Consider the following 22,344-nt stretch of genomic DNA (forward strand, 5'->3'; position numbering starts at 1 on the left):
CCAGTTCAAAATCGGAAGCGTGACATGCCCAGTCTGACCGACGGAGAGATCCGCCGCGCGATCAAGCGGGTCAAAACGACGATCAAGGAAACCGTGCTCATCGACGGTGAAGGCCATGGGACGGGACGTCTGGTGTTGGTGATACGGCGTATGCCGACCCGGGTCACCGCCGATTGGATGGCCCAGCAATGGCGCGATCGAAAGCGGGTCAAGAAGAAGCTCGGCGCCTATCCGTCGATGTCCCTCAGCGAGGCGCGTGAGGTGTTCGCGCGTGACTATGGGGCGGCCATTCAAAAGCGCCGCAGCATCAAGATCGTGCGCGACGTGCGACCCGGCACTGTGGAGGATCTATTCGCCGCCTACGTCGCCCATTTGAAGGCGAACGACAAATCGTCGTGGAACGACGTGGAAAAGAGCCTCAACAAGGTCGTCGATACGCTCGGTCGCAGCCGTCCCGCCAGAGACATCGAGCCGGATGAGATCGTCGAGTGCATCAGGCCGATCTTTGAACGCGGCGCCAGGCAGATGGCCGATCACGTGAGATCCCACATCCGATCGGCGTTCAGCTGGGGCATGAAGTCGGAGCACGACTACCGGAGCAAGTCGGAGCGACGCTTTCGCCTCACCTACAATCCGGCCGCGGGGATTCCGACCGAGCCAAAAACGCCTGGCACGCGATGGCTGAGAGAGGCAGAGTTCGTCCAGCTCTATCGGTGGCTCGAAATGCCCAGCACCCCTGTTCATCCATCCTATCCGAGAGCCGTGCAGGTGATCATGCTGGCTGGCCAACGCGTCGAGGAGATAGCGTCGCTCCACGAAAGCCAGTGGGACTCGGCTGAACGCATCATCGACTGGTCGAAGACCAAGAACGAGAAGCCCCACGCGATCCCCGTCCCTGACATTGTCGCCGAGTTGCTGGATTCCATCACACCCAACGAGTTTGGCTGGTTCTTCCCGAGCGCCAAGGACCCGAGCCGCCCCGTCACACCAGGCACGCTCTACAGCTTCATTTGGCGGCAGCGGGGAACCGGCGTCATTCCGCACGTCACCAATCGCGACCTTCGCCGGACCTGGAAGACCCTCGCGGGCAAGGCCGGCTTGTCGAAAGAGATCCGCGATCGGCTGCAGAACCATGCCCTGCAGGATGTGAGTTCGAAGAACTATGACCGTTGGACCTATATGCCGGAGAAGCGGGCTGCGATGCGCAAGTGGAACCTGTGGGTGACTAGGCTCCTCGCTTCGTCGCAAGGCACGATCGCGGCCTAGCCTTTAGCGAAGAGCTGCCAGTGCGTCGGGCTGCGCTCAAGCGATGCCCTGGGGGACTAGGCCGCGCTGGAACGGTTCCTCTATCTATATGGCGCCTAGGGCGACTGCCGCGTGGATGGAAGGCTCTCCAACGGACGCTTTCATTTCCTTGAGTTCACGCCCGACGCATGGATCGCGCCGGAAGGACAGTTCGCGAAGGGGTTCACCCAGAGCCGCCGCCTGCCCGTAGCAGGCGCTGCGCTTGCAACCGGCGCATCTGGCGCTGGAAGGCCGGCGGGCTGAAGCCCGTGACCGCCCCGAAGTGGCGATGAAAGAGGTCAGACTCATGCCGACCGACGTCGCAAGGTCGGCTATCGCCACCGGCTTGCTTGGGTTGGCGGTAAGCTAGCTAGTCGGCGGCAGTCTTGATCTGGTGCAGGCGGTTGTCACGCCGACCTAGCTGGCGAAATGAAGACCTTTTTGCGGGGCCCGCTTCGACCCCAGTGGTAGGAGACTGCGACCTGGCCTCTCGACGAGATGCCCTAGAACTTCGTCGCAACCATGGTGGCGGCCGCCCCGTTCCTCGTCAGGCAGAGACAGCAGCGCGAGGAGCCCGTTCGGCAACGGCGGAACGCGGCGCACTAGCGCTACGAGGAGCCTCGTCTAAGCTCAAAATCGGCTTCGCAGGTTCACTGGGCCTGCGGAGTCCTGGCGGGACCTAGCGTTGGCGCGCGACCGAGGCGCCGAGCGATGTTCGACAGGACCGATCCGTGCGCGGTTGCCCCCAACACCCTGCTCGCACTTGAGTTGAATTTGCGCTGGACATATTTGCACTCGCATTGCTACATTCCTGAGACTTAGCTGGGAGGTGTTTATGGGCAAGTCGCGTTCCGCAATGGCCGTCTCCACCGCCTTGGCGGCCCTCGTGGCGCCGGCCGTCGCGCCGCAGGTCGCCGATGCGACTCCAACGATCGACACGCACTCCGCCAACCCGGGCGGCAACGCGCAGGTCAAGTTGCCGGTGGGCGGCGACCTGATGAGCTTCACCGTGCGCGACAACGCCGCGGGCATGGCGGTCGCCGACCACACGTCGCATGCCTCCCATGCTTCGCACGCCTCCCACGCCTCGCATGCCTCCCACGCCTCCAGCCGCTTCTAGTCTGGACGAGGACATCGTCGTCGCGTTCTCGACGGCCACGCAGGCGCTCGAACCGCTGCAGGCGGCGGCCTACAGAATGATCGGCCGGGCTGCCTGCCAGATCGGCCAGGACGGACACCAACTGGTCTGCCGCCTGACACCGATCAGGGCCAAGGGCCGCGCCGATCGGAACCTCCGCGCCGAGTTCCTGGACCTGGTCACCGACGAGAACTTGCGCGCGCGGATCGAGGCGAAGACCGAGGGCACGCGCAACCTGATCCTGGCCCTGGCCTTCGGGGCGCTGGCCGCAGATAGCGGCGCGTAAGCGCGCATGTCCAAGTTCGAGCCCGCCGAGGCCTTCGCACCGCCCGCCGGCGCCCTTCGGCTCCTGCCGTTTCGTTTCGAGCGGCTGCTGGACGGTCGCGTGCTGGTTTCCAACATGGCCGGCGACATGGTCGAGCTCACCGACTACGAGCTCGATCGTCTCTCCGCGCTGGAGCTTCGTCCGGGCGATGGCCTCTACGAGCGCGCCTGCGAGTCCCTGCTGGTCCACCGCGAAGGACAATCAGCCCCGCTGCAGCTTCTGGCCATGCGGGTGCGCAGTCGCCTCGCCTTCCTACGCGCCGCCACACCCCTCCACATCTTCGTGGTGACCCTGCGCTGCGAGCACTCCTGCCCCTACTGCCAAGTCTCCCGCCGCAGCGTCGATCGCGATCGCTACGACATGGACTTGTCCACCGCGATGGCTGGCCTGGAGGTCGCCCTCTGCGCCCCCTCCCCGGCGATCAAGATCGAGTTCCAAGGGGGCGAGCCGCTCCTCAACTTCGACCTGATCAAGACCTTTGTCCCCCTCGCGGAAGCGGCTGCCGCCGAGCGCGGCAAGACCCTGGGCTTCGTCATCACGACGAACCTCGCGCTCCTCACCGACGAGGTGCTGGCCTTCTGCAAGGCGCATGGGATCTTGATCTCTACCTCAGTGGACGGGCCAGCCGACCTGCACAACCGCAACCGGCCCCGTCCCGGCGGCGACAGCCATGCCCTGGCAACCGAGGGCATTCGGCGGGTACAGGACTACCTGGGTCGCGATCACGTCGGCGCGCTGATGACGACCACGGCGGCAAGCCTTGGCCGGGTCGAGGAGATCATCGACGAATACGTCCGTCTGGACCTCGACGGCGTCTTCCTGCGCCCGCTGTCGCCGTACGGCTTTGCGGTGAAGACCAAGCTCTACCAGCGCTACGGTCAGACCGAATGGCTGGAGTTCTACAAGCGCGGGCTTGACTACATCCTTAAGCTCAACAGGCGAGGCCGGCACTTTCCGGAGTTCTACACGGCGCTCCTGATGCGGCGCCTGTTGACCGACAAGCCGGTGAATTTCGTCGACCTGCGCAGCCCGGCGGGGACCGGCCTCGGGGCCCTGGTCTACAACTACGACGGCCGCGTCTTTGCCTCCGACGAGGCGCGGATGCTGGCCGAGACCGGCGACAACACCTTCGAGCTGGGCCGGCTGGGGGAAGACGACTACCGCTCGCTGATCCTCTCGGACAAGCTGGTCGACATGGTCGGCGAGACCCTGACGCAGTGCGCGCCGATGTGTTCGTCGTGCGTGTTCGAGCCCCACTGCGGCGCCGATCCCGTCTACCACCACGCCACCCAGGGCGATGTCGTCGGCATCAAGCCGCTGTCGGATTTCTGCGCCCGACAGAAGGGGGTGCTCACACACATTCTCGACTTGCTGCACCATTCGCCGGAGGACGCCGCGATCCTGCGGCGATGGGCGCAATGACCCCGCTGGTGCTCTCCGGAAGGGCCCAGGGTCTCGCGTTCGCCGACCCGTCGCGACCACGGCGGGTCCTGCGGCTCCGCGCACCTGGCGAGGGTCCTACCGTTCCGACCCACGACGCGGCGCTCATCCGGACAGCCGCCGATTGGGATCTGGCGGCGGCCCATGGGTTCTCGCAGGCCGTGGTCGCGTCCGAAGCGCCAGACGCCGACATCCCGCTCGACGTGGTTCGGCCTGGACAGCCCTTCGCACACCTGACCGAAGGCGACGTCGTCGGACTCGACATCCGCTCAGGCCGGCTGCGGGTGCTCTATCGCCAGCAATCCCGGCACAACGCCTTCCTGGTGACCGAGCGCTGCAACAACTACTGCCTGATGTGCTCCCAACCGCCCAAGGACGTCGATGATGGCTGGCTGCTGGACGAGATCGTGGAGGCGCTTTCGCTGATCGACCCAGCCACGCCGGCGATCACCTTTACCGGCGGCGAACCCCTCACCGAAGCGGGCCGGTTCATTGGCGTCGTCGAGAAGACCAAGACACTCCTGCCGCAGACGGCCGTTCACGTCCTTTCCAACGGGCGCGCCTTTGCAGACACGGCGGTGACGAACGCCTGGGCGGCTCTGGAACACCCCCTGCTGTCCGTGGGCATTCCGGTCTACAGCGCGGTCGACCAGATCCACGATCAGGTCGTCCAGGCACGCGGCGCCTTCGACGAAACGATCCTCGGCATCCTGCGCCTGAAGGACCGCGGCCAGAGGGTCGAGGTCCGCGTCGTCCTCCACGCCCTCACCGCGCCACGCCTTCGCCAGACCTGCGCCTGGCTTGCCCGCAATCTCCCCTTCGTGGACCACGTCGCCCTGATGGGCCTGGAGAACACGGGCTTCGCCATCGCCAACGACGCCCAGCTCTGGATCGATCCGCTCGACTACCAAGACGAGCTCGCGGAGGCGGTAGACATCCTCGACGCGGCCCGCGTTCGCGTCTCGATCTACAACCTGCCGCTCTGCCTGCTTCCCGAACCGGCCAGGCGCTTCGCAGTCCGGTCGATCTCGGACTGGAAGAACGCCTACCCTGAGACCTGTGGCCCCTGCACGGCGAAGGACCGCTGCGCCGGCTTCTTTTCCACCGGCCGGCCGCGCCTCAGCCGCGGTCTCGCTCCCATCCTGGTCTGACCCTTACGGCGCCCTGAGGCGGGCGAAGCATTTTACGGTGACGGCCGTCCGCTCTGGCCCCGCCGCCCCCTCGCGGTAGTCCTCAAGCACAAACCGCTCCCGCAATTGGCGCTCGACCTCGCCGGGCGCCGGCAGCTGACGCCAGTTCTCACCCCGGTTCGCGAAAGTCTCGAACAAGAGCCACCCGCCCGGTTGCAACACCCCCGCGATGTCCTGCAGAAGGGGAGCACATACGAAGTCGGTCACCACCGCGCCGACAAACGTCTTCTCCTGAAACGGCAGCGTCTTGTTCGCGTCCAGGACGACGGCGCCGAAGAATCCCGAACAAGCGCCGGACAGCGCCGCGAGTTGGACCATGCGCTGAGGCTCAAGGTCGGCCGAGATGACCGAATGGCCGGCACACAGCAGCCATCGTGTATGGCGCCCGTGGCCGCCCGGCAGGTCCAGAACAGGCCCGCGCGCCAAGCCGACCTTCGCCAGCCAACGCCGCAGATAGGACGAGGTGGGATCGCGTGGCGGCACGGGCGTTAGGCCGACCCTAGCCCTAGCTGGGCGGGAGGATCGACCGTCAGACTCCAGACCAGGGCAAGCACCCAGCCCAGCAGGGTCCAGCCCAGGAAGAGGTTCAGAGCGAGGATGGCGCCGGCGTTGCGCTTGCGCCGCCCGAACGCGATCAGGGTCGGCAGGAAGTAGACCGCGGCGCAGCCCAGAACGATGAGGACGATGACCAGCAGTCCGACGGCGGCAAGGCCGGTATATCCGCCGGGCGGCGTGGTGGTCGCGGCGGAGGGGGACGCGGCCGGCGCACCGGTATCGCTGCTTGCAGCCGACGTCGCGGCGTCAGGTACGGCTGGGGTCGTCGCCTCGCCCCCTGGCGGAGCCGGCGGCGCCCGGCTCGTATCCACATTTGCCGTCGGATGGTTCCAGCCGTAGCGATATTCCGGAGAACTCAGCCTGCGCCTGTCAGGGTCCGCGAGTTGATCACGCGCTGCAAAGCACCCCCGGGTCCATTCCGCGCCCGTTGACGGAACGCCGCTGGCATCGCACGGCGAATGTCCCGAAACACTGCGGTTGGCTTCCCAGTAGCTGGCCCCCGCTAGCGTCTCGCCGGCGAGCCCATGGAACCAAGCCTCATAGCGTGCGCGATCGGCCTGACCGCGCTGGAACTCTGCAGGCCCGGATGGAGCCACCGGTTCGGGCGTTGGCGCCGTATCTTCCACCGGCTCGTTGCCCGTCGCATGGAGGCGCGCGCAAGCCTCCTGCGTTGCGTCTGCCTCCGGTCGCCCATGAGAACAGACATAGTCGTCAGATCCGCTCTGGCGGCTGACCGCCAAAGCCGGCGTGGCGCTCAGAACCAGAAACAGAAGTCCCCCCGCGAGCCCTTTGAGCATGACGCCTCCCCTGCCCTGGGTTGCATCAAAGCCGAGGTCTACCGCGGCCGCCAGAACTATTCAGTGGTGGGCTCGAAACAGCCTGACCCGGACCATCACCGGCCCGAAAAGGGCGGCTTGGCAGGGATGTGGCATCGGAGGCAATTGCCGCTTGCCGCCTCAATCTGTCTTCGGCAGACATCCGGCATGGCTCGGGCAGGACGATTGGATCGCGCGCAACGCGTGCGGGCGCGGCGACAGTGGTGGCAGCGTCACGGCGCCTTTGCCTCAGGTCTGATCGTCGGGGCCATCGTTTCGGGCGTGCTTTCGTCGTTGATCTGCAACCTGCTCAGATGAACCGCCGCAGCGGGCGACTCGCGGACTTCAGCAGGTGGCCGGCACGGCTGGCCACACCTTCTTCAAGGAAAGCTCTCTCGAGCGCGGCCCGCTGGATTTCAGTAACCGCCGCCCCCCCCTGAAGCCCTATCGGCGGCGCGCCGCCGCAAACCCACGATCAGTAGCGATGAATCGCGCCAGCATCGGCGTGATGAGCTTCGCCGGCTCGACGGCGCGCCCCGTCCCCTCCCCCAGCAGTTCGCCGTAGCGGACCAGGTCGCGATGCAGCGCGGCCGGCAGTTCGAGGGTGACCTTGACCGGGGTGTCGTCCGCGATCTCGGACAGCTTCAGCTTCGTCATGGTCATGCTCCATAGGGTTCGAGGACGAGATCGCGATTCAGGATCACCCGCACCGCCGCGCCCGGCCGAATCGTCAGGGTGGGTGGAATCGACAGGGTCTTGCCGACGACCTGCTGACCGACCTGGTTGGCGGAGTCGGCCCCGGCGCGCCTGAGGGCCATCGCAAGGTCGGTCTCCGAGCCGGTCGATTGGACTTCCGTTCCGACGCTCAGGAGGCTGGTAACGGCCGCTGCAGCGAACAAGGCCCGCCAGTGGTGATCGACCTCGTCCTGCAGCCCTGAGAATCCCGATGCGTCGCCGCCGGGGAGGTTCTCCAGCGCCACGGACCGGCCATTCGGCAGAAGCAGTCGGGTCCATACGAGCTGGACACGGCTTTGGCCGAACGAGACCTGGCTCTCGTATCGACCGACGAGCCTGGATCCAGCGGGCACGAGCCGGTAGCGGCCGCTCACGCTGTCATAGACGTCCTCCGTAACCTGAGCCGTCACCGCCCCGGGAAGATCGGACCTGATGCCGGTGATCAGCGCCGCCGGAATGACCGCACCGGCCTGCAGAGCGTATGGCGATGCCGGCGTTGTCAGGCGGTCCGGGCTCACGGTCCGGCGATCGGGGGGCTGGTCCAGCAGGCCGCCCCCCGTCCTCGGCGAGGTTGGCGAGCCGGCCTCCGTGATGGGAAGGGCGGGCGCCGCCAGGACGGACGCCGCCACCGAAGCCTGCCCGGTCGGGCCGAAGAGGTGGCTGGTCCGCGCGGCCTGGCGCTCCTGATCGAGCGCACTGCCGGTTGCGGACGCGGCCGTCGCGGACGAGGCCGCCGGCAGAGCCGTCTGGGCGGACAGCACGGGCCGCCCCAGGTCACCCGGCAGCGGCGGTCCAAGCTTGGGAATGTCGCCGGCGGCGGCATAGTCCTTTGGCAGCGCGTTGAGACGCTCAGGCGGCGGGGGCGCGGTGGAAAACTCCGCCAGGCCCGACGCCGTGGGAGGTCTCGCAAGCAGACCCCATCCGACCACGCCCGCCACAGCCAGGGCGGCTGCCGCAGCGGCGCCGATCAGCACACGACGCGAAAGCCGGACGACGGACGGGCGGCCGGCGCGCAGGCTGATCGGGCGATCCGATCCTCCTGGCGCTTCTCGATCGATGGCCATTCAACGGCCTCCCGCCAGGCGGGCAATACGCACGACCTGCGCTCGCCCCTTGGCGCCGGCCAGGCGCAGTTCGGCGACCTGAAAGAGATGATCGACCACCATCCGGCGACCCACCATGCGGTAGTTGACCAGGACCGCCGTCTTGCCATCCAGGACGAAGAGCGGCGGCAGGTCGACGGCCCCCGCGGCCTCGGGGAAGTCGATGACCACCTGGCGGCCATCATCGAAGACCCGCAGGGGACGCCATAAAGGCTTGTCCCCCTCCAGCCGGTAGCCGAAGTTCAGGAGGCCGAGGTCGATAGCCGCCTCGGCGACGGCCGGCTTGGTCGCCGGCTCGGCGACCGCCGCCGGCGGCCGACGGATCGCCACCAGCGCATCGTCGGCGTAGCGCCACGACACCTCGGACATCGCAACCCGACCGGTGGCGTGCAGGTCGAGGTGGTAGGTCCGGCGGTCGGTGTTGATGACCAGGTTGGTGGCCAGGTCCGGCCGCGTCGGCTTGACGAGGATGTGGATGCGCCGCGAGGCGCCTGACCCGCTCTCCGTGTCGCCGATGATCCAGCGCACCGTGTCGCCGGCCGCCACCGGACCGGTCCCGACCAGGGTCTCGCCCGGCTGCAGCACGATGTCGGTGACGCGGTCCGGCGCGGCATAGACGTCGAACAGCGCTCCCTCCGCGTAGGGGTAGACCATCCGCGCCATCAGCGAGGCGCCGCCCGCCGGCGACAGATGCGCCCCCGCATTCGCCCGGGCGACGGCCACCGCCGCGGGAGAGAGGAGCCTGGGCTTGTACGGGCCAGCTGCCGGCTTCGCCGCCAGGATCGCCGGCGCGGACGCAGGTTCAGGCGGGAGGGGCGTTCCGACCGGCGCGGCCGAGGGAGCGAGCGCCGCTGCCGCGGCGCCGAGGAAGAGCGGGATCATGTTCAGAGGTCCTTTGACCAGGAAATGGCGTCGACGAAGATGCCTAGGGGGTTCTTCTGCAGGGCGTCAGCGGTGCGCGGCGGCTGCAGGACGACGGTGAGGATCGCGGTCCAATGTTCGGTTGCGACCAGCTGACCGCCGGCATAGTGGCGCTCGGCCCAGGCCACGCGGAAGCTGGAGGGCGACGCTCTCAAGACGCTGGTGACGTCGACCGCCACCTGGGACTTACCGACCAGTGAGAAGGGGTCGGCCTGGTGGGCGTAGTCCGCCAGGGACAGGGCGCCGTTCTGGGTCACCAGATCGTAAGCCGACAGCCATGCGTTCCGCAGCACCACCGGGTCCGCGGGCAGGCCACGAACGGCCTCGATGAACCGGGCCAGGCGCCATGCGATCTGCGGGTCGGTGGGCCGGTATCCGTCCGCGGCGGGAGCAACCGCCTTTGCCTCGCCAAGGTGATCGACCTCGACCACCCATGGGGTGATCGACCCTCGCAGGGTCAGGGCGACGATGCCGGCGGCGAGGCCGCCGCTGAGAAGCAGGCTGCCGAAGGCCATCAGGCGCCAGTTGCGGGCCTGCACACGGGCGGAGCCGATGCGTTCGTCCCAGGCCTGACCAGCCTTCTGGTAGGGGGTTTCGGGGACCGGGGTCGCGCCGAAGCGCACGCCGGATCGGCGGAATGGGGTCATGCGACACTCCTTGCTTGGGGCGGTTCAGTCTTCGGGGCCGTCCAGGTCAGGCCCCTGGCTGTGGCCGGCCTGATCGCTGGACTGGAGGTGGTGGGCGGCCATGCCGGCGCCGTGGGCGACGTGCGCCCAATCCGTGCCCGCCTCCCCGGCAGATCGGTCGACGTCGCCGCGGTCATAGTCGCTGGCCCAGGCCGGCGCGCCGCCCGCCGATCCACTGCCACTGGATGGACCTGCGTTGTCGTTGGCCGGCGCCGATGGGGCGGCCGGCGACGCTGGCGACGGGCCGCTGGGCGGGGGCGAGCTCCCGCCGCCTGACGGACCCGGCCCGCCTGGCGGGGTTGCCCCACCCCGCGGCCCCATAGAGGCCGCGGCTCCAACCCCACCGGCGATGGCGCGCACCCCAGCGGCGCCGGCCATAGCGACTCCAGCGACCGTCGCGGCCGTGCCCACCGCGGCGCCGGCGCCCAGCTGTGGCGCGCCGGAGACCAAGCCGTTGGCGATGCCCGGACCGAAGATGCCCAGGCCCAGGAAGGTCAGGGCGGCCAGGGCGAGGCTGAGCACGGCTTCAAGGTCCGGCTGGGTCCCCGGCGCACCTGAAGGGTCGGTGAATTGGCTGAACAGGGTCGAGCCGATGCCGACGATGACGGCCAGCACGAGGACCTTCACGCCCGAGGCCACGACGTTTCCGAGCACCTTCTCGGCCAGAAAGGCCGTGCGCCCGAAGAGGCCGAAGGGGACCAGGACGAAGCCGGCCAGGGTGACCAGCTTGAACTCGATCAGGCAGACGAACAGCTGCACGGCGAGGACGAAGAAGGCGATCACCACGATCAGGAAGGCGACCAGCAGCAGAAGGATCTGGATCAGGTTCTCGAAGACGCCGGGGAAGCCACAGAGTTCGCTGGCTGCCTGCAGCAGGGGCTTGCCGGCGTCGATGCCCGCCTGGGCCAGCTTTCCCGGATGCAGGAAGTCCGAGGCGGACATGCCGCCGCCGGCCGCTTTCAGGCCCAGCCCCGAGAAGCTCTCGAAGACCACCTTGGCCAGGGCGTTGAAGTTGGAGAGGAGGAAGGCGAAGAAGCCCACATAGAGGGTCTTCTTGATCAGCCTCGCCAGTACCTCCTCACCGGGCGACCACGCCCAGAAGACAGCGGCCAGGGTGACGTCGATGCCGACAAGAGTGGTGGAAACCCAGGCGACATCGCCGCCCACCAGCCCGAAGCCTGAGTCGATATAGCGGCTGAAGGTGTCGAGGAATTGGTCGACGATCCCCGGGTTCATGGGCTGACCTCCGGGCCCTGGAAGAAGGCGCGGCGGGCCTGCGCCCAGGCCGCGCGGCAAGTCGGATCGTCGCCCGCGGCGGTTCCCTTGGTCCGGCAATGGTCGAGCGCGCTGGACGAGGCCTCCGCCCGATCCGTTGCCGGGTCGTCCCGGCCCGCCGCCTGCAGCCAGGCGGCGCTGATGATCAGCAGGGCGATGATGCCGATGGCGACCAGGAAGGCGGCCAGGCAGGCGTGATCGAAGACCTGGGGCTCGGGCCGGTGCGGCCGGTCCTTGAAGAGTCCGGGCCAGCCCATCAGTGGAAGAGCTCCACCGAGCCCGGCTGGTAGGTTTCCGCCCCGCCGAAGAACTGGGAAAGGCGAGCCTGGGCATCGGCGAGGGCCGAGGCCAGATCCGCGCCGCTGAGCGCCTGCGCCCTTCCCTGCGAGGCCAGCAGGGCCGCAATGTCCGACAACTGCTGCGCCTGCAGGGCAAGGAGCTGGTTGCCCGCCTGGGCGGCCTGAAGTGCGCCTGTCGCCCCCTGACTCGAGGTCACCAGGGACTGCATCTGGTCCTTCGCGCCCGGCATGTTGCCGACGACGCCGGCCTGCACCCGGAGCGCGTCCTGGAACCCCGCCACGGACGCCTGCCAGCGCTGCTGGGCGCGGGCGACGAGGTCGGCGTCCGTGGTCGACAGGCTCACCGCGCCGTAACGGCTGGAGAAGGCCTGGTCGACCTGGCCTACGTCGTAGGCCAGGTGCTGCGCCTCGCCGATCAGCTGCTGTGTGCGCGCGACCTCCGCCTGCAGCGGCGCCAGGATGCTCTGAGGCAGGCTGGCCAGGTTGCGGGCCTGGTTGATCAGCATCTGCGCCTGGTTTTCCAGGGCGGTGATTTGGTTGTTGATCTGGTCGAGGGCGCGGGCGGCTGTGAGGACGTTCTGGCTGTAGTTGCTCGGATCGAAGACCGTCAGCTGGGCGCTGGCCGGCGGCGCGACGGCGAGAAGGGCGATCGCGGCCAGGCCGGCGGCAATCGGGCGGGACAACAGGACAAGTCGACGGCTCATCGAGCACGCTCCTCTGCGAGGGTGGTTTGGAGGGTGTTCGGGCCGCCCCGGACGAGGTCGGCGGCCCAGGGAAGGTCCCGGTGCGCGAGCCAGGCCGCGCTGAAGCGCTCGGCGCCCTGCGCCTCCAGCAAGGCGGTGGTCGCGGCCTGATCGGACCGGGAGGAGGCGGCGCAGAACGCCAGCGCCACGGGACCGAGGCCGAGCTCGAAGAGCCGGTTGCCTTGGCGCGACTGGCAGTAGTAGTCGCGCTTGGGCGTCGCCCGGCTCAGGATCTCCAGCTGCCGCTCGTTGAGACCGAAGCGCCGGTAGATGGCCGCGATCTGCGGCTCCAGCGCGCGGTCGTTCGGCAGCAACAGGCGGGTCGGGCAGCTCTCGATGATCGAGGCGGCGATGGCGCTGCCCTCGATGTCGGCCAGTGACTGGGTAGCGAACACCACAGAGGCGTTCTTCTTCCGCAGCGTCTTCAGCCACTCGCGCAGCTGGGCGCCGAAGGTGGCGTCATCCAACGCCAGCCAGCCCTCGTCGATGATGATCAGCGTCGGCCGACCATCCAGCCGCCGCTCGATGGCGTGGAATAGGTAGGCCAGCACGGTCGGCGCGGCGGCGGAGCCGATCAGCCCCTCGGTCTCGAAGGCCTGCACCTCGGCGCCGCCGAGCTGCTCGGTCTCGGCGTCGAGCAACCGCCCCCACGCGCCGGCAAGGGTGTAGGCGCCCAGCGCCCGCTTCAGGGTCTGCGCCTGCAGGAGGACCGTCAGGCCCGTAAGGGTGCGCTCGTCCGCAGGCGCCGACGCCAGCGATCCGAGGGCGCTCCAGACGTGCTCGCGCAGCTCCGGGGTAACCAGCAAGCCCTCTCGGGCGAAGACCCCGGCGAGCCAGTCCGCGGCCCACACCCGCTCGGCGATGTCGTCGATGCGCGCCAGGGGCTGGAGGGCGACGCTTGCCCCGCCCCCTTTCGTCTCACCGACGGCGGCGCCGAGGTCGTGGAAGTCTCCGCCCATGCCGAGCACGGCCGCGCGGATTGACCCGCCTGCGTCGAACGCGAACACCTGTGCCGCGCCCTGGGCGCTTCGATAGCGCCGGAACTGCAGCGCCATGAGCGCCAGCAGGACGCTCTTGCCGGCGCCGGTTGGCCCGACGACCAGGGTGTGGCCGACGTCCCCCACGTGCAGCGACAACCGAAAGGGCGTCGCGCCGTCCGTTCTCGCGAAGAACAGCGGGGGCCCGCCGAGATGGTCGTCCCGCGCCTGCCCGGCCCAGACGGCCGAGATCGGCGCCATGTGCGCCAGGTTGAGCGTGGAGATGGGCGGCTGGCGGACGTTGGCGTAGGCATGGCCCGGCAGGGATCCGAGCCACGCGTCCACCGCATTGACCGTCTCCACCATGCAGGTGAAGTCGCGTCCCTGCAGGGTCTTCTCCACAAACCGTAGCCTGGCGTCGGCCGTGGCCGCGTCCTGACCCCAGACACAGACGGTGGCGGTGACGTAGGCGTAGCTGACCAGGTCCGCCCCGATATCCTGCAGGGCGGCGTCGGCGTCCGCCGCCTTGTTGGCTGCGTCGTTGTCCACGAGGATCGAAGCCTCGTTGGTCATCACCTCCTTGAGGATGGCGGCGATGGACTTGCGCTTGGCGAACCATTGGCGGCGGATCCGCGCGAGCAGCCGGACCGCGTCGGTCTTGTCCAGGCAAAGGGCGCGCGTGGACCAGCGATACGGGAAGGCCAGCCGGTTAAGCTCGTCGAGCAGTCCGGGCCAGGTCTGGCTCGGAAACCCCGACACCGTCAGCACGCGCAGGTGCGCATCACCGAGCTGGGGCGCCAGGCCGCCGACCAGGGGCTGGTCGGGAAGGAGCACATCCAGCCCAACGGCCGCATCGGGAACGGCCACGTCCTGGGGGCGCGTCGACACCGTCGAGTGCAGAAAGCTGAGCGTGGCGGCATCGTCCAGCCACGCCGCTTCCGGCAGAAAGCCTTCGAAGAGGGCGAGCAGCCGATCCGTGCGGTCCGCGAAGCCGCCGAGCGCCTCGCGCCAGTCGATGTCGCGCGCCTTCCGCCCCTCGTAGAGCCACCCTTCCAGCCAGCCGGCGCTCTGCGCCGGCGGCAGGTGCTGGAAGGTAAGACGGTAGGCGCTCTCGAAATGCGCCCCTTCCATCTCGAACTGGGCGCGCCGCTCGGCCTCCACCAGGCGGGAGACCCGATCGGGGAAGTCGCTCAGCGGATAGTCCGCCGCCGGCTGGCGCTGGGCTTCGATGTAGATCGCCCATCCCGAGCCCAGCCGGCGAAGGGCATTGTTGAGCCGGGCCGTGACCGCCACCAGTTCGGCGGGCGTGGCGGAGTCCAGGTCCGGGCCCCGGAATCGGGCAGTCCGTTGGAACGAACCGTCCTTGTTGAGGACGATCCCTGGCGCCACCAGGCCGGCCCAGGGAATGAAATCGGCAAGCAGGGTCGCGCGCCGGCGATATTCTCGCAGGTCGAACATTGGAAACTCCGAACGAATTCAGGAAGAAGGGGCGAACGCCTAAACTGCGAACCAGGTCGGCAGGCGCAGGTGCCGGCGGACGACCTCGATGACCTGCGGGTCGCGCCGGGCCGCCCAGACCGCGAGCGACTGCCCCAGGGCCCAGAGGGCCAGGCCGACGAACCAGAGCCGAAGCCCCAGGCCCACCGCGGCGGCGAGGGTGCCGTTGAGGATGGCGACGGCCCGCGGCGCGCCAGCCAGGAGGATGGGCTCAGTGAGGGCGCGGTGAACCGGCGCCGTGAACCCCGGGATGTCGGCTTCGGCGGCCATCAGACCAGGACCCCGCCGCCGAAGCTGAAGAAGGACAGGAAGAAGGAGGAGGCGGCGAAGGCGATCGACAGGCCAAAGACGATCTGGATCAGGCGTCGAAAGCCCCCGGACGTCTCCCCGAACGCCAGGGCCAGGCCGGTGAGGATGATCACGCAGACGGCGACGATCTTCGCGACCGGCCCTTCGACGCTGTCGAGGATCTTCTGCAACGGCGCTTCCCAGGGCATGGACGAGCCGGCCGCGAGGGCCGGGGTTGTCAGGGCGAGCAGGATCAAGGGGCTGGCGGCGGCGGCGATCGACAGCCGGGCCAGGCCACGGCGGGTGGGCGTGCACATCAGGCGTCTGCTCCAGAGAGAACGGGGACGAGCCGGTAGTCACCGGCCGGGGTGAGGCCCTCGACGGCGGAAAGTTCGGCCAGGCGGCGGTCCTGGCCGCGGCCGGCGAGCACGGCGATGAGATCGATGGTCTCGGCGATCAGCGGACGGGGCACGCTGACGACGGCTTCCTGGATCAGCTGTTCAAGCCGGCGCAGGGCGCCCAGGGCCGAGCCGGCGTGCAGGGTGCCGATGCCGCCGGGATGGCCGGTGCCCCAGGCCTTCAGCAGGTCGAGCGCCTCCGGTCCCCGCACTTCGCCGATCGGAATCCGGTCAGGCCGCAGCCGCAGGGCCGAACGCACCAGGTCGGTCAAGGACGCGACCCCGTCCTTCGTTCGCAGAGCGACGAGATTGGGCGCGGCGCATTGCAGCTCGCGGGTGTCCTCGATCAGGACGATGCGCTCGCCACAGCCGGCCAACTCGGCCAGGAGGGCGTTGACCAGCGTCGTCTTGCCGGTGGACGTGCCACCGACGACGAGGATGTTCTTGCGGCTGACGACAGCCTCGGCGAGCGCCCTGCCCTCGCCTGCGGTCATGACCCCACGAGCGACGTAGTCGAGCAGGGTGAAGACCGCCACGGCCGGCTTGCGGATGGCGAAGGCGGGGCCGGCCACCACCGGCGGCAACAGGCCTTCGAAACGTTCGCCGCCGTCCGGAAGCTCGGCCGACAGCCGCGGCCGATCCCGATGCGCTTCCACGCCGACGTGGTGGGCGACGAGGCGGATGATCCGCTCTCCGTCCTGCGAGCCCAAATGCGCTCCGGTATCGACCAGCCCTTCGCCGAGGCGGTCCACCCACAGGCGACCGTCCGGGTTCAGCATCACCTCGACGATGTCGTCGGCATCGAGCCACGCAGCGATTGCGGGCCCAAGGGCCGTGCGCAGCATGCGCGCGCTACGCGCGAGGGTTTCCGATCGTCCAGTGGACTGTGTGAGGGTGATCTGGCGGTTCACACCGGGGGATCCCGTCCCCGGAGCCATGATCGGCGCGCGGTGGACGGCCGACTGAATAGGGCCGCCAAATTCCGTGGCGCAACAAGGCTTTGGGCGTAGTAGTGCGCCTGCGCGCAACAAGAAACGAAAGCGCTGTCGCTATCCGTTCACGGCTCCGGCGCAACCTTCTCGAGCCATTCGACGATGCGCCGGGGCGGGGCGCCGGACGCCCTGACGTCGAACAGCAATTCGCCCGACTGCCGCACGTGGGCCACCGTGAAGGCCTTCTTCTCGTCAGCGCTGTTGTCGACAAGGATGGATGCGTCGGCCACCCGTATTGCGTGCGAGATCGCGCGCTGCGTCTTGGGGAACCTTTCGACCAGCCGGTCGATCGGCACGTCGTGCCCCCCGCCGGCGTAGCGGGTCTGGACCCGGCCAATCGACAGCCCCACGTTAGCCAGACCCACAAAGAACAGCAGGACGAAGTAGCCGGCCGCCTGCAGCTCTCGAATGCGATCGATCTTCGACTCGACCGATCCGTCAGGATGCTCGACCCAATGGGAAAACACGGTCTCATAGGCGAACGGGACGCGGGCTCGCATGGCGTTCAGCACGAAGGAGTCCACGCTCTCGCGCGCGACGCCCATCCACTGGCGGTTGGTGTCCCTCAGCTCCTGCGCCCACGCCGGGAGCTTTGGCTTCGGCTCCGGCAGGATGGACAACATCATCCGATCCGCGTTGATCAGAGGTATGTGGAGCGCCGGTGCGAGATAGTCGTACCACATGGTCGACTTGCCCGACCCGTTGTGGCCGGCGAGCACGATCGCCAGTGGCTTTCCAGAATCGACCTGCACCTCCAGGACCGCGTCGACCGCGGTCGAGAGGATGTTCACGCGACGGCCTTGAACTTGCCGTCCTCGAAGGTGCCGCGTTCTTGTTTGCCATCGACCTCACGAACGATGAGATCGGGATTGCCCTCGTCGACGTAGAACTTCGGCACACCCTTGGCCATCCGCAGCTTCACACCTGGCTTGCGGAGGCGCCAACCGAGCTCTCGCATGGCCTTGCGGCTCATCTCGAGCGTCTCGGGCGTAGTAGCCTGCTGTCCCTTGTCGTTCGTCAGCACGGCATCGCCGAAGCTGTAGCTATACCGCGCGCGCTTACCCTTCCGCAGGACCACCTTGGCGGCGCCGGTTTCAATCTTGCGATACTTGGTCGTCATTGGAGGAAGATAAGCGCTTCGAGGACGGGCCGCCAAGATGCGCCATGGACGCTTAACGCGAAATTGGGGGCGTGGCCTGATCGAGGGGCGACAGCCGCTCATTCGCTCTCGGCCCTCGGTCCAACATCCTCCTGGATTTCGGCCAGCAGACCACCACCCTTGGCCATCTCCCTGGCGACCGCCTCGACGAACGCCTGGTAGCGGTCTCGGCCTGAAGCTCGGGCGGCGGGCTGCGCAGAGGCCGGCAGCGGCGGCGTCACGACGAGCCAATGGCGCACGAACACCGCCAGGGCCTCGGTCTCGACCCGCTGGCCGCGCTCCAGTCTCTCGAGCTGCCGTCCAATCCGATCGAGCCGCCGGGACAGCGCGGCCTCCTGCCGCTCGGCGCTGTCCGCCGAAAAGAACGAGGCGACGGCCGCCTCTATGACCGAGGACTTGGTCCATCGCTTCTTGGCCGCGAGCTGCGCCACCTGCCGCATGAGGCCGGGCTCGAAGTAGATGCTCATCCGGACCTTCGACGAAGAGTTCACAGCTCCATCCCATCGTCCGGATCGAGGGATGCCTGGCGGGCTGCCAGTCCGGACCGGCGGCGAAAGGCGTCGCGCTCATCCACGAGCCCCGGCTGGATCGGCGGTCCGCCGTCGTCGTCGAAATCCGCGAACTCGGGCAGGTCCGGCGCCGGGGATTCAGGCGCGTCCGGCGCGAGCAGCTCCGGCTCCAGCCTCAGGCCGCCCTCCGCGTGCCTGTCGGTTCGGCGAACCACAGGCCAGGGCGCTTCCACCCCTACCGGCCCGACAGACCCTGACGGCCAGGGCGTCGCGAGCCTCGCCGGCGCCGGCGGCTTTCCCACCCGCCTAGCAAGAAGGCGGTCGACGAAGTAGCGCACCTTCGTCGCCCGGATGGGCGCACAGCCCGAGACCAGGACGACCTCGTCGGTCGCCGGCAGCTGCATCACTTCGCCCGGCGTAAGCAGCGGGCGCGCCGTCTCCTGGCGCGACACCATCAGGTGTCCCAGCCAGGGCGAGAGCCGGTGGCCGGCGTAGTTCTTCATGGCCCTGAGCTCGGTGGCCGTTCCGAGGGCGTCCGACACCCGCTTTGCGGTCCGCTCGTCGTTCGTCGCGAAGGCCACCCGCACGTGGGCATTGTCGAGGATGGCGTTGTTCGGCCCGTAGGCGCGCTCGATCTGGTTCAGACTCTGGGCGATCAGGAAGGCCTTGATGCCGTAGCCCGCCATGAAGGCCAGGGCCCCCTCGAAGAAGTCCAGCCGCCCCAGCGCGGGAAATTCGTCCAGCATCAGCAGCAGGCGGTGGTTTCGGCCCCTCGCCTGCAGATCTTCCGTCAGTCGCCGGCCGATCTGATTGAGGATCAGCCGGATCAGGGGCTTCGTGCGGCTGATGTCCGAGGGCGGTACGACCAGATAGAGGCTCACGGGCCGTTCGGATCCGACCAGGTCGGCGATGCGCCAGTCGCAACGCTCGGTGACCTTGGCCACTACTGGATCGCGATAGAGGCCGAGGAACGACATGGCGGTGGACAGCACGCCCGAGCGCTCGTTCTCCGACTTGTTGAGCAGCTCCCGCGCCGCGGCGGCGACCACCGGGTGGGGCCGTTCGCCCAGGTGCAAGGTGCTCATCATCGCCCGAAGGGTCGCCTCGATCGGACGGCCGGGATCGGAGAGGAAGTTGGCGACGCCGGCGAGAGTCTTGTCCACCTCGGCATAGAGGACGTGCAGGATCGCGCCCACGAGCAGGGAGTGGCTGGTCTTCTCCCAGTGGTTCCGGCGTTCGAGCGCTCCCTCCGGATCGACCAGGATGTCGGCGATGTTCTGGACGTCGCGCACCTCGGCATCGCCGCGGCGCACCTCAAGAAGGGGATTGTAGGCGCTGCTCTCGGGATTGGTGGGATCGAACAGCAGCGCCGACCCGAAGCTCGCGCGCCAGGCCGCCGTCAGCGACCAGTTCTCCCCCTTGATGTCGTGGACAATGACCGAGCCGGTCCAGGTCAGGAGGGTCGGCACCACCAGCCCTACCCCCTTGCCGCTGCGGGTCGGCGCGAAACAGAGGATGTGCTCAGGCCCGTCGTGGCGAAGGTAGCGGCCGCGCCAGGCGCCCAGCACCACGCCGCGGTCGTGCAGAAGCCCTGCCGCACGCACGTCACGATCGAACGCCCACCGCGCCGATCCATAGGTCGTGACCGACCGGCTCTCCCGGGCCCGGATGACCGACAGGACGACGGCGATCAGGGCGCCGATGAGGCCGCCCGACGCCGCAATGGCCGCCCCGTGCAGGAAGATCTTCGGAGCGTAGGCGTCGAACTCGAACCACCAGACGAAGAAGGCCGGCGGCGGGTAGATCGGCCGGCCTAGAAACCGGACCCAGGGCGAGCCGAGCTCAGCCTGGAATCCGAGCCTCCAGGCCGTCCACTCCGTGGCCGCCCAAACGAAGCCGAGGGTCACCAGAAGGACAGCGAAGACCTGTCCCCACAGCACGCGCGTGCCGGACATCTCAATCTCCCAGGTCGCAGATCAAATCCCCGGACCGCGGTCGCGGCCAAGGCGCCAGTCGAAGCCGCCGCCGGTCATGCCGACGCCGCGCACAGTCCCGCCGAGCTGCGGTTCGATCACCGGACGCCAGGGGACGAGCAAGAAGTCCTGGCTGCGCTCCACCAGGGCGAAGGCGCCGGAGGCCAGTTGCACGCGACGCCGGTAGACGCCGGACACCTCTTCACCTGGGGCCAGGGCGGCGAATGGCAGACCAACCTCGGACGCCAGCCGCGCGCCGGCGCCCTGAACCTCACGCGCCTGCAGACGGGCCAGCAGCCCGGGCCGGAACCTCAGCTCGCCGCTCTCCAACCGTTCGGCGTCGCCGGTGGCGACCAGACGGTCCGCGCGCGCCCGCAATCCGTCATGGACCTCGCCGGCGAGGCGACTATCTCCGAACGCCGCTTCGCCGCGCAGCAGCTGGCGGTCGAGCCAAGTAGCGCCGTCGGCCGCGACCTGGCTGTCGAGGTCGAGCAGCGACAGCACCCGCATGATCGCGCGTCGGCTTGTCTGGCCTTCCGTCGCCTGCACCCGTTGCAGGAAGTCGGGAGGGACGGACCAGGTGTCGGAGTCGATGCGCTCCACCACGCCAAGGCGACGCAGCGCTTCCAGCCGCCGGACGTGTGTCTCGACGAAGGCTTCCGGCTCCGGCCCACCCTCGGCGATGCGGGCCGCGAGGTGCTGGCTTGGCCTGTACATGCCGCTCTCGGCGTTCGCCCTCTCTGCGATCGTCCGGTCTGCCGGGCGTGGACCCGGCGGCCCGACACTGACGATGGCGCCGACGGGAACGCCTTCAATTTCCTCCCCATCGCCATCGATGTTGAAGTGGTGCGTGCGCCCGTCGAGCCCCTCGACGATCACCGCCAGACGATCGCCCAGATCGTCGGACAGGCGTCGTCCGACCAGGCGACCAACCACGGTGTGGCTGGGCGGCCCTTCGTGCAGCTCGACCGCCTCCGGCGATACACCGCCTGCGCCGCGCATGGCCGCGTGCAGCGACCTGATGATGTCGTCGCGCTCACCGAGGCGACGCAGGATGCTCTCCGCGTCCGATCGTATCGTCCACCCGCCGCCCACATCGCACTCTGCCAGGCCGAGGCGCTGCAGCGTCTCCAGGCGACCCATCCGGAGGGTCCTGTCGAAAGGCGTTCGCCCGTCGACGGGATCGAGGCCGGCGGCCGTGTCGCGAAGCATGGCCCGGTCGAGGCTGGTGAGGCGGCGCTGTCCAATCTCGCTTTCGAGACGACGCCGGACGTCGGCAACCGTCTCCGGCCCCAGCTCGAGCGTCACCAGCTCACTGGCCCGGCCGCGCAGGCCGTGGGCGATGTAGTCACCGGCGATGAACAGCGGCTTGCCCTTCAGGTCACGACCGCGCAGCACGATGTGGCTGTGGGGATGGCCCGTGTTGAAGTGATCCACCGCCACCCAGTCCAGCGGAACGCCGAGGTCACGCTCGACCTGCGCCATCAGATCCCGAGTGAAGGCGCGCAGGTCCGCCAGCTCGGCGCCATCCTCTGCCGAGACGATGAAGCGGAACTGGTGCGGATCGCCCTCTCCCCTGGCCAGGAACGCCCGTCCGTCAGCGTGATCCTCGGCGGCGGCGTAGAGTTCGCCGCGCCCACCGTCTCGGGTGGTGCCGTCCCGTTGGAGATAGCGCAGGTGTACCCCGGGGGCCGCGCCCCTGAGCAGCTTGACTACCCTCGCCTTGACCATCACGCGCCGGGCGCCGCGCTGGCTCGACTGCGTGAGCGCCTGGGCCCGGGCGGCCGCCCGACCGACGCCGACCCTGTTGAAACGCCCTCGGGAACGCCCCCCGTTTGCAGGCTCGCGTAGCGCCAGCTGTCGCACCTTCGCCGCGAAGCCCACGGGTCGCCGACCATCCGGTCGAGATCGGCCGATCCTGAGCTTGAAGTCCTCGTCGTCCGCGCTCATGGCGCCGTCCAATCCGCCGCAGAATAAGGGGTTGATGGACGGAGCGGCGCCACGCCTTCGTCGAAGCGGCGCCGTTCACGGCGGCGCAAACC

General features: G+C 68.6%; 23 protein-coding genes. 5 read left to right on the forward strand and 18 right to left on the reverse strand.

The genetic code is table 11. From position 1 onward, the window contains the following. Positions 1-24 precede the first annotated feature (24 nt). From ACO2Q3_RS00615 to hxsC, 5 genes are all read left to right on the forward strand, one after another. Positions 25-1,266 carry a tyrosine-type recombinase/integrase gene (locus ACO2Q3_RS00615; RefSeq protein WP_423304407.1) on the forward strand — a complete coding sequence of 414 codons (1,242 nt, stop codon included), beginning with the start codon at positions 25-27 and terminating at the stop codon, positions 1,264-1,266. Positions 1,267-2,119: 853 nt separating this feature from the next. Next, positions 2,120-2,404, forward strand: a complete 285-nt coding sequence (locus ACO2Q3_RS00620) for a hypothetical protein (RefSeq protein WP_423304409.1) — start codon at positions 2,120-2,122, stop codon at positions 2,402-2,404. Continuing rightward, complete coding sequence (locus ACO2Q3_RS00625) at positions 2,376-2,708, forward strand: hypothetical protein (protein WP_423304411.1); 333 nt, start codon at positions 2,376-2,378, stop codon at positions 2,706-2,708. Before ACO2Q3_RS00620 ends, ACO2Q3_RS00625 begins: the two co-directional genes overlap by 29 nt. 6 nt (positions 2,709-2,714) lie before the next feature. Then, positions 2,715-4,169 (forward strand): His-Xaa-Ser system radical SAM maturase HxsB, encoded by a 1,455-nt coding sequence (hxsB, locus tag ACO2Q3_RS00630; RefSeq protein ID WP_423304412.1) that lies wholly within the window; start codon positions 2,715-2,717, stop codon positions 4,167-4,169. After that, a complete protein-coding gene (gene hxsC / locus ACO2Q3_RS00635) occupies positions 4,166-5,338 on the forward strand; it encodes a His-Xaa-Ser system radical SAM maturase HxsC (protein WP_423304413.1) in 1,173 nt (390 codons plus the stop codon). Before hxsB ends, hxsC begins: the two co-directional genes overlap by 4 nt. A 3-nt stretch (positions 5,339-5,341) precedes the next feature. On the opposite strand, the gene ACO2Q3_RS00640 is transcribed toward hxsC, so the two are convergent. The 18 genes from ACO2Q3_RS00640 to ACO2Q3_RS00725 form a co-directional block, all read right to left on the reverse strand. Continuing rightward, a complete protein-coding gene (locus ACO2Q3_RS00640; RefSeq protein ID WP_423304414.1) occupies positions 5,342-5,860 on the reverse strand; it encodes a class I SAM-dependent methyltransferase in 519 nt (172 codons plus the stop codon). A 5-nt stretch (positions 5,861-5,865) separates the two neighbouring features. Then, on the reverse strand, positions 5,866-6,729 hold the full coding sequence (locus ACO2Q3_RS00645) for a superinfection immunity protein (protein ID WP_423304415.1): 864 nt from the start codon (positions 6,727-6,729) through the stop codon (positions 5,866-5,868). A 462-nt stretch (positions 6,730-7,191) separates the two neighbouring features. Beyond that, on the reverse strand, positions 7,192-7,404 hold the full coding sequence (locus tag ACO2Q3_RS00650; RefSeq protein WP_423304416.1) for a DUF2274 domain-containing protein: 213 nt from the start codon (positions 7,402-7,404) through the stop codon (positions 7,192-7,194). A gap of 2 nt (positions 7,405-7,406) precedes the next feature. After that, positions 7,407-8,546: a TrbI/VirB10 family protein gene (locus ACO2Q3_RS00655; protein ID WP_423304417.1), complete on the reverse strand. Its 1,140-nt coding sequence runs from the start codon at positions 8,544-8,546 to the stop codon at positions 7,407-7,409. Beyond that, positions 8,547-9,467: a P-type conjugative transfer protein TrbG gene (trbG, locus tag ACO2Q3_RS00660; RefSeq protein ID WP_423304419.1), complete on the reverse strand. Its 921-nt coding sequence runs from the start codon at positions 9,465-9,467 to the stop codon at positions 8,547-8,549. A gap of 2 nt (positions 9,468-9,469) precedes the next feature. After that, positions 9,470-10,153 carry a conjugal transfer protein TrbF gene (trbF, locus tag ACO2Q3_RS00665; RefSeq protein ID WP_423304420.1) on the reverse strand — a complete coding sequence of 228 codons (684 nt, stop codon included), beginning with the start codon at positions 10,151-10,153 and terminating at the stop codon, positions 9,470-9,472. Positions 10,154-10,177: 24 nt separating this feature from the next. Next, a complete protein-coding gene (trbL, locus tag ACO2Q3_RS00670; protein ID WP_423304421.1) occupies positions 10,178-11,428 on the reverse strand; it encodes a P-type conjugative transfer protein TrbL in 1,251 nt (416 codons plus the stop codon). Next, positions 11,425-11,724 carry a putative entry exclusion protein TrbK-alt gene (trbK-alt, locus tag ACO2Q3_RS00675; protein ID WP_423304422.1) on the reverse strand — a complete coding sequence of 100 codons (300 nt, stop codon included), beginning with the start codon at positions 11,722-11,724 and terminating at the stop codon, positions 11,425-11,427. Before trbK-alt ends, trbL begins: the two co-directional genes overlap by 4 nt. Continuing rightward, positions 11,724-12,470: a P-type conjugative transfer protein TrbJ gene (gene trbJ / locus ACO2Q3_RS00680; protein WP_423304423.1), complete on the reverse strand. Its 747-nt coding sequence runs from the start codon at positions 12,468-12,470 to the stop codon at positions 11,724-11,726. The genes trbK-alt and trbJ overlap by 1 nt, the downstream gene beginning before the upstream one ends. Further along, on the reverse strand, positions 12,467-14,944 hold the full coding sequence (trbE, locus tag ACO2Q3_RS00685; protein WP_423304425.1) for a conjugal transfer protein TrbE: 2,478 nt from the start codon (positions 14,942-14,944) through the stop codon (positions 12,467-12,469). Before trbE ends, trbJ begins: the two co-directional genes overlap by 4 nt. 39 nt (positions 14,945-14,983) lie before the next feature. Then, positions 14,984-15,253, reverse strand: a complete 270-nt coding sequence (locus ACO2Q3_RS00690) for a VirB3 family type IV secretion system protein (protein ID WP_423304426.1) — start codon at positions 15,251-15,253, stop codon at positions 14,984-14,986. Next, on the reverse strand, positions 15,253-15,588 hold the full coding sequence (locus ACO2Q3_RS00695) for a TrbC/VirB2 family protein (RefSeq protein WP_423304427.1): 336 nt from the start codon (positions 15,586-15,588) through the stop codon (positions 15,253-15,255). Before ACO2Q3_RS00695 ends, ACO2Q3_RS00690 begins: the two co-directional genes overlap by 1 nt. Continuing rightward, entirely contained in the window at positions 15,588-16,514 is a 927-nt protein-coding gene (trbB, locus tag ACO2Q3_RS00700) for a P-type conjugative transfer ATPase TrbB (RefSeq protein WP_423304428.1), read from the reverse strand. The genes ACO2Q3_RS00695 and trbB overlap by 1 nt, the downstream gene beginning before the upstream one ends. 212 nt (positions 16,515-16,726) lie before the next feature. After that, positions 16,727-17,452, reverse strand: a complete 726-nt coding sequence (locus ACO2Q3_RS00705) for a zeta toxin family protein (protein WP_423304429.1) — start codon at positions 17,450-17,452, stop codon at positions 16,727-16,729. Next, positions 17,449-17,781 (reverse strand): hypothetical protein, encoded by a 333-nt coding sequence (locus tag ACO2Q3_RS00710; protein WP_423304430.1) that lies wholly within the window; start codon positions 17,779-17,781, stop codon positions 17,449-17,451. The genes ACO2Q3_RS00705 and ACO2Q3_RS00710 overlap by 4 nt, the downstream gene beginning before the upstream one ends. Before the next feature lie 98 nt (positions 17,782-17,879). Continuing rightward, complete coding sequence (locus ACO2Q3_RS00715) at positions 17,880-18,287, reverse strand: CopG family transcriptional regulator (protein ID WP_423304431.1); 408 nt, start codon at positions 18,285-18,287, stop codon at positions 17,880-17,882. 20 nt (positions 18,288-18,307) lie between these two features. Further along, on the reverse strand, positions 18,308-20,284 hold the full coding sequence (locus tag ACO2Q3_RS00720) for a conjugal transfer protein TraG (protein ID WP_423304433.1): 1,977 nt from the start codon (positions 20,282-20,284) through the stop codon (positions 18,308-18,310). Positions 20,285-20,305: 21 nt separating this feature from the next. Continuing rightward, positions 20,306-22,252 carry a DUF3363 domain-containing protein gene (locus tag ACO2Q3_RS00725; protein ID WP_423304435.1) on the reverse strand — a complete coding sequence of 649 codons (1,947 nt, stop codon included), beginning with the start codon at positions 22,250-22,252 and terminating at the stop codon, positions 20,306-20,308. Positions 22,253-22,344: the final 92 nt, after the last annotated feature.

The sequence above is a fragment of the Caulobacter sp. KR2-114 genome, from assembly GCF_049446115.1.
Classification (GTDB): Bacteria; Pseudomonadota; Alphaproteobacteria; order Caulobacterales; family Caulobacteraceae; genus Acaudatibacter.